The following is a 16,180-nucleotide window of genomic DNA, read 5'->3' on the forward strand; positions in this document are numbered from 1 at the left end:
AAGGGCCTCATCGCGGGCAAGCCCGCTCCCACATTTGATCGATGTTCGACATGAAAACTCGGTCAACTGTGGGAGCGGGCTTGCCTGCGATAAGGGCAACTCGGCCTGATTGAATGACCCCAAATGCACAACCCAACCTGTCCCGACTGGGCCGAAGCCCTGCTTAACGGCTTCAGCCAGATCTTCCTGCAGCGCCAGCCGCTGTGTGGCCTGCTGTGCCTGCTGGCGATCCTGATCGGCGCGCCGACCTTGCTCGGCGGCGCGCTGCTGGGAGGCCTGGCGGGGTTGCTCACGGCCCAGCGCCGGGGCTATCCCAAGGCCGAACGCCAGGCAGGGCTGTACAGCTACAACGGCGTGTTGCTGGGGTTGTTGATCAGCCAGCACTTCGCCTGGTCAGCCGTGTTGCCGCCGCTGATCCTGGCGTGCGGTGGCTTGAGTGCGATCCTGACGCGGCAATGGTTGAAACGCGCCACTCAGCCCAGTGATTTGCCCGCCTACACCGCACCGTTTGTCGGCCTGGGTTGGTTGCTGCTGGGCACCGTGCCGGAGCGCGCATTTGCCCTGAACGTACCCGACGCCTCGGCCATCTTCACCGCGCCTTTTACCGGGCTCGCCCAAATCATGCTGCTGGACCAGCCTGTGGCCGGCGCCTTGATTGCGTTGGGCCTGTGGTTGGCCAACCGCCGCGCGGCCACCTGGGCGTTGATCGGCGCCAGTGTCGGCGTACTGATCGCGCTGTGGCTGGACGAACCCGCCACTGCCCTCCTTGGCCTGCACAGCTACAACCCGGCGCTGGCTGCCGTGGCGTTGAGCCAAATACGTCGCCAACCCTGGCTGCCGCTGCTCGGCATCCTGCTGGCAATCACCCTCACCCCAGGCTTTGCCGCCCTGCATCTGCCGGCGTTGACCGCGCCGTTCATCCTCGCCTGTTGGCTGGTGCGCGCTGGCGCTCGGGTGCTGCGCAAACCCCGCATGGACAGGCCCTTCGAATCCCCCTAGGCTTGCTCGATATTCGTTTCAGGCGGGATTTATGGACAGCAATAACGACTGGCGCCAGCGGCTCTACGTCATGGTTTTTCAAAGTGACACGGTCGCCGGGCGGCGCTTTGACGGCATCTTGCTGCTGATCATCCTCGCCAGCCTGGTGATCGTGATGCTCGACAGCATCGACCAGATACACCAGAACTACGCCGATGTGCTGGCCTATATCGAATGGGGCTTCACGCTGATCTTCCTGATCGAATACGGGTTGCGCCTGTATTGCTCGCCCAAGCCGTTACGCTATGCCTTCAGCTTTTATGGGCTGGTGGACTTGCTGGCCATCGTGCCCGGCATCCTCGCGCTGTATTACAGCGATGCGCAGTACCTGCTGATCATCCGCATCATCCGAATGCTGCGGATCTTCCGCGTGCTCAAGCTCAGCCCCTACCTCAAGCAGGCCAACTACCTGATGTCGGCGTTGCGGGGCAGCAAGCAGAAGATCGTGGTGTTCCTGGTCAGCGTGTGCACGCTGGTCACGGTGTTCGGCACCTTGATGTACGTGATCGAAGGTCCGGAGCACGGCTTTACCAGCATCCCCAAGGGCATCTACTGGGCCATCGTGACCCTGACCACCGTGGGCTTTGGCGACATTGTGCCGAAGACGCCGTTGGGCCAGGTGATTTCATCGCTGGTGATGATCACCGGTTATTCGATCATCGCCGTGCCCACCGGGATTTTTACCGCTGAACTGGCGAGCGCAATGCGGGGCGAACAGCTGCAAACCGACTGCCCGGTGTGCAAGAAGAACAGCCATGAGCCAAATGCCGCCTTCTGCTCGCGCTGCGGGAGCAACCTTTTCCATAAAGTGGAATAAGCAAAGTACGTTTTAATCTTTAAGCGTCTATGCGGCGCCAGCTATAGTCGCTGGCAAATTGCCCCTACTCAATTGACAACCGTCTCGAACAACAAGGAATGAGCAGTGAAAAAACTCGTTAGCGCCTCTCTCCTGGCCGCCGGCCTTGCCCTGGCGGGCGCCGTCCAGGCCGCACCCGTCACACTGCTCAACGTCTCCTACGACGTAATGCGCGATTTCTACAAGGACTACAACGCCGCTTTCCAGAAGCACTGGGAAGCCGAACACCCGAACGACAAGCTGACCCTGCAGATGTCCTTCGGTGGTTCCAGCAAACAAGCGCGCTCGGTGATCGACGGCCTGCCGGCTGACGTGATCACCATGAACATGGCCACCGACATCAACGCCCTGGTCGACAATGGAAAGCTGGTGCCGGACAACTGGGTCACTCGCCTGCCGAACAACAGCGCGCCGTTTACTTCCGCCACGGTCTTCATCGTGCGCAAAGGCAACCCAAAAGCCCTGAAGGACTGGCCGGACCTGTTGAAAGACGGCGTGCAGGTGATCGTGCCCAACCCGAAAACCTCGGGTAACGGCCGCTACACCTACCTGTCGGCCTGGGGCTATGTGCTGAAGAACGGCGGCGATGAAAACAAGGCCAAGGCCTTTGTCGGCAAGCTATTCAAACAGGCACCGGTGCTGGATACCGGTGGCCGTGCGGCCACCACCACCTTCATGACCAACCAGATCGGTGACGTGCTGGTGACGTTCGAGAACGAGGCGGAAATGATCGCCCGTGAATTCGGTCGCGATCAGTTCGAAGTGGTCTATCCAAGCGTCTCCGCCGAAGCCGAGCCACCGGTGTCGGTGGTCGACAAGGTGGTCGAGAAGAAAGGCACCCGCGTGGCCGCCGAAGACTACCTGAAGTACCTGTGGTCGCCGGAAGGTCAGGAAATCGCGGCGAACAACTACCTGCGTCCACGTGACCCGAAAGTGCTGGCCAAATACACTGACCGCTTCCCGAAAGTCGACTTCCTGTCGGTAGAGAAGACCTTTGGTGACTGGCGCACGGTGCAGAAGACCCACTTTAATGATGGTGGGGTGTTTGATCAGGTTTACTCGGGTCAATAACTGACGCAACGCACTAAACCTGTGTGAGCGGGCTTGCTCGCGGATGCGGTGTATCAGCCAACTGATTCAGTGACTGATACTCCCCATTCGCGAGCAAGCCCGCTCCCACATTGGGTTCTGCGCCAGACTTTACATCGGTGGTGTCACGCCATCCTTGCCGGCTGAGATAGCCTGGGCAGTGATGATCCCATCCGCCCCCTGCGCCGCAAACATCACCACCTTCACCCCTGGCTTGAGCAAGCTGCGATCGCCAGGTTCCAGGTTGACGATCGGCACATCCTCCGGCACCACGATCTTCTGTTCGCCGCCTTTGTATTTCACCGTCAACGTCCGCCCGTTGCTGACCACCAGGTCGCCGACGGTGCCGTTGGTCATGCTGCTGCCTTCCTTCAAGTCAAACGCGCGATGCCCGTCGCCCGTGCCGGCCATGGCCGGTGGGAACACGTGCACTTCCAGCGCCGTCAGGCTGCCATCGGCGTTGGGCATGGCGGCGGAGCCAATGTAGCTGCCCGGCTTGATCTCATCGATCTTGGCCAGGGTGACCGCGCGCACCTGAGTGCTTGGGGTCAGGTGCACGATGACGTCCTCGCCGCTGTTGACCTTGACGTGCATCGCGTCGCCCTCCATCGCCGTGATGGCGCCGCGTACGCCCACCCGCGGGACATCCTCGGCCTGGGCCAGGCCCACGGCCATGGCGGCGGCAAGCGTGGAAGCCAGGAGCATCTTGTTCAATGTGATTTTCATGACCTTCAATTTCCTGTTTCGGCAGTTGTGCCTGAATGTATCATCACCCTTCGCGCCGAAAGTTAACGATTCACTCATCATTACTGGGCATGAGTGTTATCACTGCAAGCGGCCTACCCGGTCTACGGTGTTGTCTTTAGGCTCGCCTCACTTTCATTCGCTTTTATGAGAACACCATGAACGCTACCTCCCACGCTACAACCACCATGACCCGGAGCATGGTGATGCTGTTCGCGTTTTGCTGCGGCGCCATCGTTGCCAACATTTACTATGCACAACCGATCATCGAGCTGATCGCGCCGGACATCGGCCTGACGCCCGCCATGGCCAGCCTGATCGTCTCGTTGACACAAATTGGTTACGCCCTGGGCCTGTTTTTCCTGGTACCGCTGGGTGACCTGCTGGAAAACCGCAAGCTGATGATCGCCACCACCGTGCTGGCCATCGCCAGCCTGTTGGGGGCGGCATTTACCGAACAACCGAACCTGTTCCTGCTGGTGTCGCTGCTGATCGGCTTCAGCTCGGTGTCGGTGCAGATCCTGATCCCGCTGGCCGCGCACCTGGCACCCGCCGAGTCCCGAGGCCGCGTGGTCGGCAGCATCATGGGCGGTCTGTTGTTGGGCATCCTGCTGGCTCGGCCCGTGTCCAGCGTGGTGGCGGACCACTTCGGTTGGCGCGCAATGTTCATGGCCGCTGCGGCGTTGATGGCGTTAATCAGCGTGGTGTTGCTGATCACCATCCCCAAGCGCCAGCCTGACCACAGTGCCACCTATGGCCAGTTGCTGCGCTCCCTCGGCACGTTGCTGCGTGAGCAACCGGTATTGCGCCAACGGGCGTTCTATCAGGGTTGCATGTTCGCCACCTTCAGCCTGTTCTGGACCGCTGCCCCACTGGAACTGGCGCGTAACCACGGCCTGAGCCAAAGCGAGATCGCGCTGTTTGCACTGGTCGGTGCGCTGGGCGCCATTGCGGCGCCCGTCGCCGGTCGCCTGGCCGATGCCGGGCATACCCATCGCGCTTCGTTGCTGGCCATGCTGTTTGCGGCGTTGAGTTTCCTGCCGGCCTTTGTACACCCGTCGTACAGCGTGATCGGCCTGGCCGTGACCGGTGTGGTCCTGGACTTCTGCGTGCAGATGAATATGGTGCTCGGCCAGCGCGCTATCTACGCCCTCGACGCCAACAGCCGCAGCCGCCTGAACGCGCTGTACATGACCAGCATCTTTATTGGCGGCGCCTTCGGCTCGGCGATTGCCAGCAGCGTGTATGAACACGGCGGCTGGCTGGGCGTGATGCTGGTGGGCAGCGCATTCCCTCTGATTGCGTTACTGCGGTTCCTCAGTGCTTCACGCCAGGCCACAGTCGCCACTGCTTGAGGCAGCGGTTCAAGACTGGTTTTTTTCCGCGGATGCTTGGCCGGACGGCGATGTCAGCCGGCTCAGCAACTGCGAGAAAAATGCTAGCAGAGTGGTGGCGAACATCTGAATCAAGCCGGCGGCGTGTTCCTGTGCCTTATCCGGCAACGGGGAGGGAGCGGGTGTTGGGACCGGAGGCGGTGTCGGTGTCGGTGTCGGCGTGGGTGTCGGCACGGGTGCAGGTGCAGGCTGAACCTCAGGCGCTTGACCGCCCCACTGCACATCAGTTGGCTTGATCGCGCCCTTGCTCTTGATCAATAGGTCCGCGTTGCCCGTTCCCTTCAGGTCAATGGCCAGGCTTGAAAGGCCTGTGCCGGGGTCATGCTTGAGCACCGCTTCACCGGCTCGCCCCGTGAACCGATCAGTGAAGGCCAGGCCGCTCAACCCAGCGCCCTTCAAGGCGCCCGACACATCGATCTTGTCCGTACCGCTGGTGAAATCCTGGATCATGTCCGGGTCAGTCGGCGTGGAGTCGCTGGCCTTGTCGTAGACAAAGGTGTCCGCGCCGCCACCGCCTCTCAGGGTGTCGCCCCCTCCGCCGCCCTTGAGCCGATTCGCGGCCTCATTGCCCGACACAGTGTCCCGGCCAGAGCCGCCAATCGCGTTTTCAATCGTGCAGCCCTTGGCAATGGACACATTGCCCTTCAGCCCGCCCACATCGGAAAACGATTCGGCTTTCAGGTTGATGTTCTGATCCTGGGAGAACCCGGAGAAGTCCATCGTGTCGACGCCACCACCGTCCCAGACACAGAAAACCGGTTTGTCAGCAGCGCTCTTGAGGCTCATCGCCTCGCGCTCAGTATTGGAGTTGAAGCCATAGGTGGTATTGGTGTTACGGGTTTGGTGATTGGCCCCGTACAAGCGTTGTGCCGCTGCAATATCGTCCATCATCGGCGCGGACGGATTCTGCCCTTTGAAGTCGTGTCCCTTCTGGTTTTTTTCCGACCAATAACTCATCACCGTACGCGCCTTGGTATCCTCGGCGTAGACCGCGCTGTTCAGGTAATCGAAACCGTTCCCGTTGTAGTTCCCTGGATGCTGCAGGCCAATGGCGTGGCCGATCTCATGGATAGCCGTTATCGAAAACTGACTGCCCAATGCCGGTGCCCCGTTTTCTCTGCGCGTGCCAATCGTGGCTGAAGTCTGGGTAGTGAAACGGCCAGGAAAGGTGGCCACCCCTCGATCACCGCCCGGATTGTTGCGAATGTTGAGAGTGCCGTCCGTCCCACTCGCCTGCTCGCGAAAGTTGATATTGGCGACATCCTGCCAGGACTGCACTGCCTGGCGGACGCGCCCCTGCTGCTGGTGGGTGAAGCTGTTGTCCACCGTGTAATTCACATCGACTTTCGAATCACCATTACGGTCATGAAAACGCAGGTTTTCCCGGGTAAGTTGATTAGCCGCCTGGTCCGTTGTGTAAGACGGTTTACTCCCAGCCCCCACACCCAACGGGCCGAAGTCCGCTACCGGCACGCTATTCAGAGAGCTCCTACTGCGCAGGTCATAATTATTCATTGTGCGACACCTTTGGTTTCAATAACGGGAGCCGGCCAAGCGATCGTTGACCAACCCTTCCAGAGGTAAATTCGCACGCTGAAAAATCCGATACCAACGCAGATTTGGTTCTAACCGCAACACCTGCGCGCGTCGAAACAGGAGGCGATACAACCAGGTATTCCGTTGCAATTTAAACACCCGACAACACAAAATCCCGGGCGGCATCGAGTTGTTTTAACAAGAAAAAAACAAAATCTAAAAAAGCACTTCGCGTGCCAGTACGCTATTTTCCCAACGATCAGGACATATCCCTTAAATCTTCCTCAGGACCGCACCAGCTTCTCCAGCGCGGCATCCGCCAGAAAGGAAGAGCGACTCTTGACCTTGTGCTCACGCACATAACGGTCGATGCGCTGGATCACATAACCGGGCAAGGTCACATTGACCTTCTCGGTCTTGCCCAGGTAGGGCGAGATATCCAACTCCAACATCCCCCAGCCCATGCCGGCGTAATCTTCGTGCGCATGATGGTTGGCCACCGACGTTGGCAGGGGGATCGGTCCACCCTCTGCGGCAATCTCTTGCAGCATGATGTGGGCGACTTCCACCGCAGCGTTATAGGCCTCCTCAAAGCTGTCCCCTGCGGTGACTGCGCCAGGGATGTCGGGGATCTGAATACCGGTGGCGGTGAAGTCATCGCCCCATTCGATACAGATTGGGTATTGCATGAATGTTCTCCTTAAAACTGAAACAAGCCGGCGCGTTTCCTGATGCTTTTGACAGTGCCCAGCGGCAGGTCCTTTTTTGGGTGGGGTACCGGAATGGTGTACGGGTTATAGCGGTGAGTAAAAATATGATGACTGCCCGCGACCCGGTCCAACACCCAACCCGCCTCTTGCAGTTCTTTGATCAATAACCTGCTTTGCACCCCTGCCTCCTTGGCTTGGCCTGAATAAAAGTAACCCTAGAGTTATCTTTACTCAAGCACAAAAGACGCGGGGCTGACTGACGGCTGTTTTACGGGATATTGAAAACCTGCCTGCTCGACACCGTAAACACATGAGAAGACATCGACGTCGCCCTGCGCATCGGTGAACTGGTGTGGAATAGGTGGACGGGTTTACTATCACCAACACGGATGATCCCGTCGAGCTGACCCTATAGCCTCAATGAATGGCACGTAGAGGAACGCGCTCGGTTCCTAAATGTCGACACCCCGTGTTGCGCACCGATTTCCTCAATACTGCACAACGCCCGCGTCAGGCGCATGCCGAGTGCCCGTGGTCGAGGCAGCACAGCAGGCGCTCGACCGTATGTTCCAGGGGACCGGAGTTGTCCAGCACGAACAACCCCGCCCCATTCCCCGCGATCAACTCGGCAGTGAACCGCGCATTGCGTGCCAGGCGGGCGTCGATATCCACCAGTGCCTCACGCCCGCGTGCGATCAAGCGCTGGCGTAGTACCGCCTGATCCACCGTCAGCAGCAACACCAGCGACGTCGGATAACGCTCGCGGGTCTGTGCCAGGTGCGCGCGGGAGCCGTTGACCAGCACGTCGTCACCTGCCGCCAACCAATCGTCGATCACTTTCGGAATGCCATAGGACAAGCCATTCGCCTGCCAGCTGAGCGCAAATGCGCCCTCGGCCTGCATCGAGGCGAACTGCTCCGGGCTGACCCCTTGCGCCGCCTCGCCCACCGCTTCTGCCGAGCGAGTGATAACGCGGCGCACAATGCGACAACCGCGCTCGGCCAGACGTGGGCGTGCGGCATCCAGCAGGCTGTCCTTGCCCGAGCCGGAGGGCCCGATGAGATAGATCAACCTGCCTGCCATCAAAACACCCTCTTCGCTTGTCGCCCTGCTTGTTGCACTACCGGAAGCCCAGGCTAATCATCTTGACTGCTCCCCAGAGGCTGGCCGGGCAATAGTCACTGGAAAGTATACCCAGCAATCCCTCAGCCGCCAGGCCGGCGGCGGCCACATTACCCGAGTCCCACCCGCCGCGCACCACGTTTGGCGCGCCCTCTTACCTGGGCCGACGGTAAGTGGGGGGTTGAGGGCCAGGTTGGCTGTTGAGAATAAAAAAGGCGACCTTTCAAAGGTCGCCTTTTGTCATTGCGCGTATTGCTTGCTCAACCCCGGCGGCACGCCTTGCACGTCGGTTTCTTCCCATGGGCCGTTCGGGCTGATGGAGCGGCTCCAGCCGTTGCTCCAGCGGTAGTAGGTGCGCTGGCGGTAGAAGGTGTCGGGCTGTTCGTCGAGCACATACACCTGCATCCTGCCGTCCCAGTGGCTCACCGCGCCCGGCGGTGGGGCGAACGTCGCTGACTTAGTCGGCACTGGCTTCGGCGCTGGGGTCACCGGGCCGGACGGCTTGGTGCTCGGCTGGGTCGACGGGCCCGACGGTGGAATGGTCGGGCCGGTGGGCGCAGGAGGTGGGCGGTGGACCGCACAAGCGCTCAGGCCCAATACCAGGCTGAGCAGGGTGATTCTTGCGAGTGCGGTCATAGGCGTTTCCTCGAAATTACTTATCCGGACTGTCGATGGTCAGCTGCTGCAGCGCAGTAGTGGTGCTGGCCAAGGGTTGGCTGCGGCCGATCCATTCGCCAGCTGTCGGAACACCTGCCCGGGATATGCGCGCAACCAGTTGGACTTCGGGGAAGTTCGACAGTTTCAACTGCGGCATCATTGCGTCGGCATCGTCCAGTTCGACGGTGATCGGCAGTTCGGCGACGGTGACGCGTTTGGCTGCCAACGGTGCCGGCGGGCCTTTCACGGCGCGGGCGAAGATGAATACACTGTCGGTGGGCAGGGCTTTGGCCTTCACGTCGGCGCTCAGATCCACACGAACTTTCATCGCGGCTTTTTGAGGGACGACGGTGCCACCGCTCTCTTTGAGTTTTTCGGCAGCACGGTCGATACCGCCTTGCAACGCCGCACGGGAGTTGTCTTCCGGTGGCAGCTGGGCCAGCAGACGGTTCCAGTAGTCGATAGCCTCCTGATAACGCTGGCCTTCAAACGCAGCGATACCCAGCAGGCCAAGGCTGGTGACTTCCTTCGGATCAAGCTTCAAGGCCTCGTCCGTCAACGCCTGAACCTTGGGCGACCACTGTTTGTTGTCGGCAAAGTACTGCGCCTGGGCCCACTGGCCGAGCAGTTCCGGCTGACGACCGGCCAGCGCCACGGTGCGTTCGAACACGTTGGCGGCATCGGCGGACCGGTCCTGGGCCATGTAGGCACGGCCCAGGAAGTACAGGCCTTCTGCCGAATCCGGCTGGGCGGCGGCGGCGCGTTCCAGGCGCTGGGTCATGTCTTCCATGGACACCGGTGGCTGGGAGAATTCGCGGGTGAGTTCAACCTTGTCGCTGGCCCCGTAATGCAGGTACAGCGCAACACCCAGGACTGGCACCAAAAACGCGGCCAGAAATGGCAGCGGCTTGCCCAGGCGCGATTCACGGGGCTTTTCTACACCTTCAGTGTCGGCCAGCAATTCACGCGCCGCTTCGGCGCGGCCGGTGTCGAGTTGCGCGGCGTTGAGCACGCCTTCGTCCTGCTGCACTTGCAGCTCGGCGACACGCTCTTGGTACAGCGCCACGTTCAACGCGGTGCGGTCCTCTTCACGCTGGGCACGGCGGCCGCGCAGTATAGGGATCAACAGGAAACTCAGGGCAATCAGAAGCAGCAAGCCGGCTGCGAGCCAGAAATCAATCATCAGTCTTGGTGTCCAGCAATTGGTCGAGGCGTTTACGCTCTTCAGGGGACAGCGCGTCGGAACCATCGGTCGGCGCGGCGCGGCGGCGGCGCACAATCACGGCCATCACCACCACGCCAGTCAGCAACAGCCCGGCGGGGCCGAACCAGAGCAGCGCGGTCTTGCCGGTGAGGGCCGGTTTGTAGCGCACGAAATCACCGTAGCGGTCGACCATGAAGTCGATGATCTGCTGGTTGTCCTTGCCCTCCCCCAGCATGCGGAAGATCTCTTTGCGCAGGTCGGCGGCGATGGGTGCGTTGGAGTCGGCGATGTCCTGGTTCTGGCACTTGGGGCAGCGCAGTTCCTTGGTCAGTTCGCGAAAGCGCTCGCGATCACCGTCCTTGGCGAACTCGTAGGTGTCAATGGCGGCATGGGCCACGCCGACCAGTCCAAGAGCCAGGACTGCAGCGGCTAACAGACGCTTCATGGCTTGGCCTCATCGACCAGTGCCTGGTACTTGGCGGCCAGTTGCTCGCGCCAGACCACTTCGTCGATCACACCGACGTACTTGTCGCGGATCACGCCCTTGGCATCGATGAAAAAGGTCTCCGGGGCACCGTAGACGCCGAGGTTCAGACCGAGGTTGCCGTCTTCATCACGGATATCCAGCTGATAAGGGTTGTGGAACTCGGCCAGCCATTTCAAGGCCGCCGCATTGTCGTCCTTGTAGTTGATGCCGTAGATCACCACGCCCTTCTCGGCCAGCTTGTTCAGCACCGGGTGTTCGACACGGCAGGAGATGCACCAGGTGCCCCACACGTTGACCAGCGCCGGTTTGCCCAGCAAGTCAGCTTGAGTCAGGGTCTTGTCGCCCTGCACGGTCGGCAGTGAAAACGCCGGGAACGGCTTGCCGATCATCGCTGAGGGCAGCTCGGCCGGGTCCAGATACAGACCGCGATACAGGAACACGGCGACCACCAGGAACAACGCCAGCGGCACAACCATCAACCAACGCTTCATACCGCCGCTCCTTGCAGACCGAGGGCTTCACGCACCCGGCTCTTGACCTTGACCCGATAACGCCGGTCCAGCGCAGCCAGCAAACCACCGAAACCGGTGAGCAAGCCGCCGAACCAGATCCAGCGTACAAACGGTTTCACATGCACACGCACCGCCCAGGCACCGTCGCCCAAGGGTTCACCCAGCGCCACATACAGGTCGCGGGTGAAACCGGCGTCGATACCGGCCTCGGTCATCATCGAACTCTGCACGGTGTACAGACGTTTTTCCGGGTGCAGCACGGCGATTTCCTTACCGTTGCGGACTACACGAACGGTGCCTTTGTCTGACGTGAAGTTCGGCCCTTCGAAGTGCTTGGCGCCTTCAAAAATGAAGTGGTAACCGGCCAGGTCCATGGACTCTCCCGGTGCCAGGCGCAGGTCGCGCTCGGCGCTGTTCTGACTGGAGAGCACCACACCCAGGGCGCACACGGCGATGCCGATGTGGGCGATCTGCATGCCCCAATAGCTGCGGGTCAGGGTTGGCAGGCCTTTGATCAGGCCTTTGTGGCGAGTCTTGTCAAAGATGTCACGCACGCCGGCCAGCAATACCCAGGCGGCGAGCAGGAAGGTGGCGAGCACTGCCCAGTTGAAATCGCCGTAGGCAACCCCGGCGATCACGGCCAAGGCCACGCTGCCGAGCAGCACCGGCATCAGCATGCCCACCAGCCATTTCACCGGGGTGTCTTTCCAGCGCACCAGCACGCCAACGGCCATCACCACCATCAACAGGCCCATCAACGGGATAAACAACGCGTTGAAGTACGGCGGGCCCACGGACAACTTGGCGCCGCTCAAGGCATCCAGCACCAGCGGGTACAGGGTGCCGAGCAGGATCATCGACGCGGCCACCACCAGCACCAGGTTATTGCCCAGCAACAGGGTTTCCCGCGACCACAGGTTGAAGCCGACCCGGCTCTTGACCACTGGCGCACGCAACGCAAACAACGTCAGGGAACCCCCCACCACAAACAGCAGGAAGATCAGGATGAAAACGCCGCGCTCAGGGTCGGACGCGAACGCATGCACCGAGGTCAGCACGCCCGAACGCACAAGGAATGTGCCGAGCAGGCTGAGGGAAAACGCCGCGATGGCCAGCAGCACGGTCCAGCTCTTGAACACGCCGCGTTTTTCGGTGACGGCCAGCGAGTGAATCAGCGCGGTACCGACCAGCCAGGGCATGAAGGAGGCGTTTTCCACCGGGTCCCAGAACCACCAGCCGCCCCAGCCAAGTTCGTAGTAGGCCCACCAGGACCCCAAGGTGATACCGATGCCGAGGAACGCCCAGGCCACGATGGTCCACGGCCGCGACCAGCGCGCCCAGGCCGCATCGAGACGTCCGCCGAGCAAGGCGGCGATGGCGAAGGCGAAGGCCACCGAGAACCCCACGTAACCCATGTAGAGCATCGGCGGGTGCACGATCAGGCCGATGTCCTGCAGCAATGGGTTGAGGTCGTGCCCGTCCGCCGGGATCTGCGGCAGGATGCGGCTGAACGGGTTGGAGGTCATGATCAGGAACAGCAGGAAGCCGATGCTGATCATGCCCATCACCGCCAGCACGCGAGCCAGCATCACTTGCGGCAGTTGCCGGGAGAACACCGACACGGCGAAGGTCCAGCCGCCGAGGATCAACGCCCACAGCAGCAGCGAACCTTCATGGGCGCCCCACACGGCACTGAACTTGTAGTACCAAGGCAACGCCGTGTTGGAGTTGTTGGCGACGTAGGCGACGGAAAAGTCGTCGGTCATGAAGGCGTAGGTCAGGCAGCCAAACGCGAACAGCAGGAACGCAAACTGGCCCCAGGCCGCAGGCTGCGCCAGGCTCATCCACAAGCGATCACCGCGCCAGGCGCCGAGCAATGGCACCACGGCCTGGACGATGGCAAAGCACAGGGCGAGGATCATCGCCAACTGCCCCAGCTCCGGAATAAACAGTGCGGACGTCATGGCTTAGCCCTCCTTGGCAGGCGTTGGCGCGGATTGGCCGCTGTCTTTCAGGGCCTTGGTGACTTCCGGCGGCATGTATTTCTCATCGTGCTTGGCCAGCACTTCGTCGGCCACCACCACGCCGTCGGCATTGAGCTTGCCCAGGGCGACGATGCCCTGGCCTTCGCGGAACAGGTCCGGGAGGATGCCGCGGTAGGTGATGGTCACGGCCTTGTTGAAGTCGGTGACCACGAAGGTCACGTCGAGGGAATCACCGGAACGCTTCAGTGAGCCCTTCTCAACCATGCCGCCGGCGCGGATCCGTGTGTCCACCGGCGCTTCGCCATTGGCGATCTGGGTCGGGGTGTAGAACAGGTTGATGTTCTGCTGCAGGGCGCTCAAGGCCAGGCCGACGGCAATGCCGACGCCCACCAGAATCGCAAGAATGATCAACAGACGCTTTCTACGCAGCGGATTCACTTATCGGTCTCCCGGCGCAGACGACGCGCCTCTTGTTGCAGGTAACGCTTGCGGGCCAGGATCGGCGCGGCGACGTTGAGGGCCAGCACTGCCAGGCAGATGCCATAGGCCGTCCAGACATACAGGCCGTGATGGCCCATGGCGAGAAACTCGCTGAAAGAAGCAAAACTCATGCGCGCGCTCCCAGGCTGCTTTGTACTTCGGCCTTGACCCAACGGGTGCGCGATTCACGCTTGAGCACTTCGAGGCGCATGCGCATCAGCAGCACGGCGCCGAAGAAACAGTAGAACCCCAACACCATCAACAGGAGCGGCGCCCACATCTCTACGGGCATTGCCGGCTTTTCGGTGAGCGTGAAGGTGGCGCCCTGGTGCAGGGTGTTCCACCACTCTACCGAGTATTTGATGATCGGGATGTTGATCACGCCGACAATCGCCAGCACCGCGCAGGCTTTGGCAGCGCTGTCACGATTGCTGATCGCGTTGCCCAGGGCAATCAGACCGAAGTACAGGAACAGCAGGATCAACATGGACGTTAGTCGTGCATCCCACACCCACCATGAGCCCCAGGTGGGTTTGCCCCAGATCGCGCCGGTGACCAGCGCCACGGCAGTCATCCACGCACCAATCGGCGCAGCGCATTGCAGGGCCACGTCCGCCAGTTTCATCTTCCACACCAGGCCGACGATGCCGCACACCGCCAGCATCACGTAGCAGGACTGGGCCAGCATCGCGGCGGGAACGTGGATATAGATGATGCGAAAGCTGTTGCCTTGCTGGTAGTCCGGCGGCGCGAAGGCCAGGCCCCAGACCAGGCCGATGCCGATCAGCAACACGGCGGCGACGCTCAGCCACGGCAGCAGCTTGCCGCTGATGCCATAGAACCATTTGGGCGAGCCGAGCTTGTGAAACCAGGTCCAGTTCATTGCTGTATCCATCACGGTAGCTTTTCGTCGTTGCGAAAAGCTTAGGGTCTTTACTGGTTAAGACAACGCTTAACCAGACCTCATTATTCGCCGACGCTGATCTTCAGGCCGGCGGCTATAGCAAAGGGTGTCAGGGTTACCGCCAGGGCGGTCAGGCTACCAAGCCACAAGAGGTAACCGGTCGCCGGCATGCCCATGAGCGCGGCCTGCAAAGCACCACTGCCCAGGATCAATACCGGGATGTACAAAGGCAGAATCAACAGGGCCAGCAACAGGCCACCCCGCTTCAAACCCACGGTCAACGCTGCGCCCACCGCCCCCAACAGGCTGAGCACCGGCGTACCGAGCAACAAGGACAGGAGCAACACCGGCAGGCATTCGACGGGCAAGCCCAGCATCATCGCCAGCAGCGGCGAGAGCAAGACTAGTGCCAGGCCGGAAAAAGCCCAGTGTGCCAGCACCTTGGCCAGTACCAGAAGTGGCAGGGGGTGCGACGAAAGGACCCACTGTTCCAGGGAACCGTCTTCGAAATCACTGCGAAACAACCCGTCCAGCGAGAGCAGAACCGATAAAAGCGCGGCCACCCACACCAGTCCTGGGGACAAGGTTTGCAACAGTTTAGTCTCAGGGCCGACCGCCAGCGGGAACAACGCGATGACAATTGCGAAAAACACCAGCGGGTTGGCCAGTTCGGCCGGCCGACGGCACAGCAACCGCGCTTCGCGGGCGACCAACAGGGCGAATACGCTCATGCTGACCACTCCCCCAGGTCAAGATCACGGTAGCCGGCGGGCATACGCGTCAGGGTGTGGTGGGTGGTGAGCAATACCGTGCCGCCCTGTTCGCAATGCCGCGCCAAGTGCTCTTCAAGCTGGGCGACGCCTTGTTTATCCAGGGCGGTGAAGGGCTCGTCGAGAATCCATAACGGCGGGCCCGGCAGATACAAACGCGCCAGAGCCACGCGGCGCTGTTGACCGGCGGACAAGGTGTGACAGGGAACATCTTCAAAGCCTTTGAGGCCGACGGCGGCCAGAGCCTGCCAGATGGCATCGCGGGATACGGGATGATGCAGGGCGCTGAGCCAGCCGAGATTTTCTTCGGCGGTGAGCACGTCTTTGATCCCGGCGGCGTGGCCGATCCAAATGAGGTTGCGTGCCAGTTCGGTGCGTTGTTCGTTGAGGGGTTTGCCATTCAGTCGAACTTCACCAGCCGTGGGCTGCATCAACCCTGCCAGCAGGCGCAGCAAACTGGTCTTGCCGCTGCCGTTGGGCCCGCTGACCTGCACCATGTCACCGCCCGTCAGCCGCAATTCGAGGTGCTCGAACAGCAGGCGCAGGTCGCGTTCACAGGAGAGCGCTACGGCTTCAAGAAGAGGGCTGGTCAAAAGATCGCGGGCCTTTACGGTTCAAGTCGGCGGTGCAGCGGCCGTTAAAGAGAAATGCACAATAACGGCTTTGGCGACCGATTTTAGAGAGCTGGATCA

19 protein-coding genes and 1 pseudogene are annotated in these 16,180 nt (G+C 61.1%); 4 read left to right on the top strand and 16 right to left on the bottom strand.

The window, feature by feature from the left end:
- The first annotated feature begins 123 nt into the window (after positions 1–123).
- The 3 genes from AB4O08_RS03880 (at position 124) to AB4O08_RS03890 (ending at position 2,965) form a co-directional block, all read left to right on the top strand.
- A complete protein-coding gene (locus AB4O08_RS03880) occupies positions 124–999 on the top strand; it encodes an urea transporter (RefSeq protein WP_010211768.1) in 876 nt (291 codons plus the stop codon).
- A 31-nt stretch (positions 1,000–1,030) separates the two neighbouring features.
- Positions 1,031–1,855 (top strand): ion transporter, encoded by an 825-nt coding sequence (locus AB4O08_RS03885; protein ID WP_010211769.1) that lies wholly within the window; start codon positions 1,031–1,033, stop codon positions 1,853–1,855.
- Positions 1,856–1,960: 105 nt separating this feature from the next.
- Positions 1,961–2,965: a sulfate ABC transporter substrate-binding protein gene (locus AB4O08_RS03890; protein ID WP_010211770.1), complete on the top strand. Its 1,005-nt coding sequence runs from the start codon at positions 1,961–1,963 to the stop codon at positions 2,963–2,965.
- Positions 2,966–3,094: 129 nt separating this feature from the next.
- Here AB4O08_RS03890 and AB4O08_RS03895 read toward each other — a convergent pair whose 3' ends face one another.
- Positions 3,095–3,709, bottom strand: a complete 615-nt coding sequence (locus AB4O08_RS03895; RefSeq protein WP_021492218.1) for a DUF5666 domain-containing protein — start codon at positions 3,707–3,709, stop codon at positions 3,095–3,097.
- A 176-nt stretch (positions 3,710–3,885) separates the two neighbouring features.
- Here AB4O08_RS03895 and AB4O08_RS03900 point away from each other — a divergent pair, with 176 nt between their 5' ends.
- Positions 3,886–5,082 carry an MFS transporter gene (locus tag AB4O08_RS03900; protein ID WP_460114711.1) on the top strand — a complete coding sequence of 399 codons (1,197 nt, stop codon included), beginning with the start codon at positions 3,886–3,888 and terminating at the stop codon, positions 5,080–5,082.
- A 9-nt stretch (positions 5,083–5,091) separates the two neighbouring features.
- Here AB4O08_RS03900 and AB4O08_RS03905 read toward each other — a convergent pair whose 3' ends face one another.
- The 15 genes and pseudogenes from AB4O08_RS03905 to ccmA all read right to left on the bottom strand — a co-directional run bounded on the left by AB4O08_RS03905 (position 5,092) and on the right by ccmA (position 16,081).
- The gene (locus tag AB4O08_RS03905) at positions 5,092–6,636 is read right to left on the bottom strand and encodes a M10 family metallopeptidase C-terminal domain-containing protein (protein WP_252958875.1); all 1,545 of its coding nucleotides are present in this window, start codon (positions 6,634–6,636) and stop codon (positions 5,092–5,094) included.
- Positions 6,637–6,941: 305 nt separating this feature from the next.
- Positions 6,942–7,346 (bottom strand): type II toxin-antitoxin system HicB family antitoxin, encoded by a 405-nt coding sequence (locus AB4O08_RS03910; protein ID WP_010211776.1) that lies wholly within the window; start codon positions 7,344–7,346, stop codon positions 6,942–6,944.
- An 11-nt stretch (positions 7,347–7,357) separates the two neighbouring features.
- Complete coding sequence (locus tag AB4O08_RS03915; protein WP_010211777.1) at positions 7,358–7,546, bottom strand: type II toxin-antitoxin system HicA family toxin; 189 nt, start codon at positions 7,544–7,546, stop codon at positions 7,358–7,360.
- 331 nt (positions 7,547–7,877) lie between these two features.
- A complete protein-coding gene (phnN, locus tag AB4O08_RS03920) occupies positions 7,878–8,450 on the bottom strand; it encodes a phosphonate metabolism protein/1,5-bisphosphokinase (PRPP-forming) PhnN (RefSeq protein ID WP_010211780.1) in 573 nt (190 codons plus the stop codon).
- 52 nt (positions 8,451–8,502) lie between these two features.
- Positions 8,503–8,640, bottom strand: a pseudogene (locus tag AB4O08_RS03925) (alpha-D-ribose 1-methylphosphonate 5-triphosphate diphosphatase); the annotation flags it as partial.
- A gap of 89 nt (positions 8,641–8,729) precedes the next feature.
- Positions 8,730–9,125, bottom strand: a complete 396-nt coding sequence (locus AB4O08_RS03930) for a hypothetical protein (protein WP_010211781.1) — start codon at positions 9,123–9,125, stop codon at positions 8,730–8,732.
- Between the two features lie 16 nt (positions 9,126–9,141).
- On the bottom strand, positions 9,142–10,329 hold the full coding sequence (gene ccmI / locus AB4O08_RS03935; RefSeq protein WP_460114712.1) for a c-type cytochrome biogenesis protein CcmI: 1,188 nt from the start codon (positions 10,327–10,329) through the stop codon (positions 9,142–9,144).
- Positions 10,322–10,795, bottom strand: a complete 474-nt coding sequence (locus AB4O08_RS03940; RefSeq protein ID WP_010211783.1) for a cytochrome c-type biogenesis protein — start codon at positions 10,793–10,795, stop codon at positions 10,322–10,324. The genes ccmI and AB4O08_RS03940 overlap by 8 nt, the downstream gene beginning before the upstream one ends.
- A complete protein-coding gene (locus AB4O08_RS03945) occupies positions 10,792–11,328 on the bottom strand; it encodes a DsbE family thiol:disulfide interchange protein (RefSeq protein ID WP_010211784.1) in 537 nt (178 codons plus the stop codon). Before AB4O08_RS03945 ends, AB4O08_RS03940 begins: the two co-directional genes overlap by 4 nt.
- The gene (locus AB4O08_RS03950) at positions 11,325–13,313 is read right to left on the bottom strand and encodes a heme lyase CcmF/NrfE family subunit (protein ID WP_021492223.1); all 1,989 of its coding nucleotides are present in this window, start codon (positions 13,311–13,313) and stop codon (positions 11,325–11,327) included. The genes AB4O08_RS03945 and AB4O08_RS03950 overlap by 4 nt, the downstream gene beginning before the upstream one ends.
- A 3-nt stretch (positions 13,314–13,316) precedes the next feature.
- Positions 13,317–13,772, bottom strand: coding sequence for a cytochrome c maturation protein CcmE (gene ccmE / locus AB4O08_RS03955; protein WP_042570794.1), 456 nt, complete (start codon positions 13,770–13,772; stop codon positions 13,317–13,319).
- Entirely contained in the window at positions 13,769–13,945 is a 177-nt protein-coding gene (gene ccmD / locus AB4O08_RS03960) for a heme exporter protein CcmD (RefSeq protein WP_010211791.1), read from the bottom strand. Before ccmD ends, ccmE begins: the two co-directional genes overlap by 4 nt.
- A complete protein-coding gene (locus AB4O08_RS03965; protein ID WP_010211793.1) occupies positions 13,942–14,697 on the bottom strand; it encodes a heme ABC transporter permease in 756 nt (251 codons plus the stop codon). Before AB4O08_RS03965 ends, ccmD begins: the two co-directional genes overlap by 4 nt.
- Positions 14,698–14,780: 83 nt before the next feature.
- Positions 14,781–15,449: a heme exporter protein CcmB gene (ccmB, locus tag AB4O08_RS03970; protein ID WP_003189951.1), complete on the bottom strand. Its 669-nt coding sequence runs from the start codon at positions 15,447–15,449 to the stop codon at positions 14,781–14,783.
- Complete coding sequence (gene ccmA / locus AB4O08_RS03975) at positions 15,446–16,081, bottom strand: cytochrome c biogenesis heme-transporting ATPase CcmA (protein ID WP_010211794.1); 636 nt, start codon at positions 16,079–16,081, stop codon at positions 15,446–15,448. The genes ccmB and ccmA overlap by 4 nt, the downstream gene beginning before the upstream one ends.
- Positions 16,082–16,180: the final 99 nt, after the last annotated feature.

The sequence above is a fragment of the Pseudomonas sp. H3_E07 genome (genome assembly GCF_054668895.1).

Coding starts and splice junctions, on each gene's coding strand:
- AB4O08_RS03880 (WP_010211768.1), top strand. CDS start 124: ATGCACAACCCAACCTGTCCCGACTGGGCCGAAGCCCTGCTTAACGGC.
- AB4O08_RS03885 (WP_010211769.1), top strand. CDS start 1,031: ATGGACAGCAATAACGACTGGCGCCAGCGGCTCTACGTCATGGTTTTT.
- AB4O08_RS03895 (WP_021492218.1), bottom strand. CDS start 3,709: ATGAAAATCACATTGAACAAGATGCTCCTGGCTTCCACGCTTGCCGCC.
- AB4O08_RS03900 (WP_460114711.1), top strand. CDS start 3,886: ATGAACGCTACCTCCCACGCTACAACCACCATGACCCGGAGCATGGTG.
- AB4O08_RS03905 (WP_252958875.1), bottom strand. CDS start 6,636: ATGAATAATTATGACCTGCGCAGTAGGAGCTCTCTGAATAGCGTGCCG.
- AB4O08_RS03910 (WP_010211776.1), bottom strand. CDS start 7,346: ATGCAATACCCAATCTGTATCGAATGGGGCGATGACTTCACCGCCACC.
- phnN (WP_010211780.1), bottom strand. CDS start 8,450: ATGGCAGGCAGGTTGATCTATCTCATCGGGCCCTCCGGCTCGGGCAAG.
- AB4O08_RS03930 (WP_010211781.1), bottom strand. CDS start 9,125: ATGACCGCACTCGCAAGAATCACCCTGCTCAGCCTGGTATTGGGCCTG.
- ccmI (WP_460114712.1), bottom strand. CDS start 10,329: ATGATTGATTTCTGGCTCGCAGCCGGCTTGCTGCTTCTGATTGCCCTG.
- AB4O08_RS03940 (WP_010211783.1), bottom strand. CDS start 10,795: ATGAAGCGTCTGTTAGCCGCTGCAGTCCTGGCTCTTGGACTGGTCGGC.
- AB4O08_RS03945 (WP_010211784.1), bottom strand. CDS start 11,328: ATGAAGCGTTGGTTGATGGTTGTGCCGCTGGCGTTGTTCCTGGTGGTC.
- AB4O08_RS03950 (WP_021492223.1), bottom strand. CDS start 13,313: ATGACGTCCGCACTGTTTATTCCGGAGCTGGGGCAGTTGGCGATGATC.
- ccmD (WP_010211791.1), bottom strand. CDS start 13,945: ATGAGTTTTGCTTCTTTCAGCGAGTTTCTCGCCATGGGCCATCACGGC.
- AB4O08_RS03965 (WP_010211793.1), bottom strand. CDS start 14,697: ATGAACTGGACCTGGTTTCACAAGCTCGGCTCGCCCAAATGGTTCTAT.
- ccmB (WP_003189951.1), bottom strand. CDS start 15,449: ATGAGCGTATTCGCCCTGTTGGTCGCCCGCGAAGCGCGGTTGCTGTGC.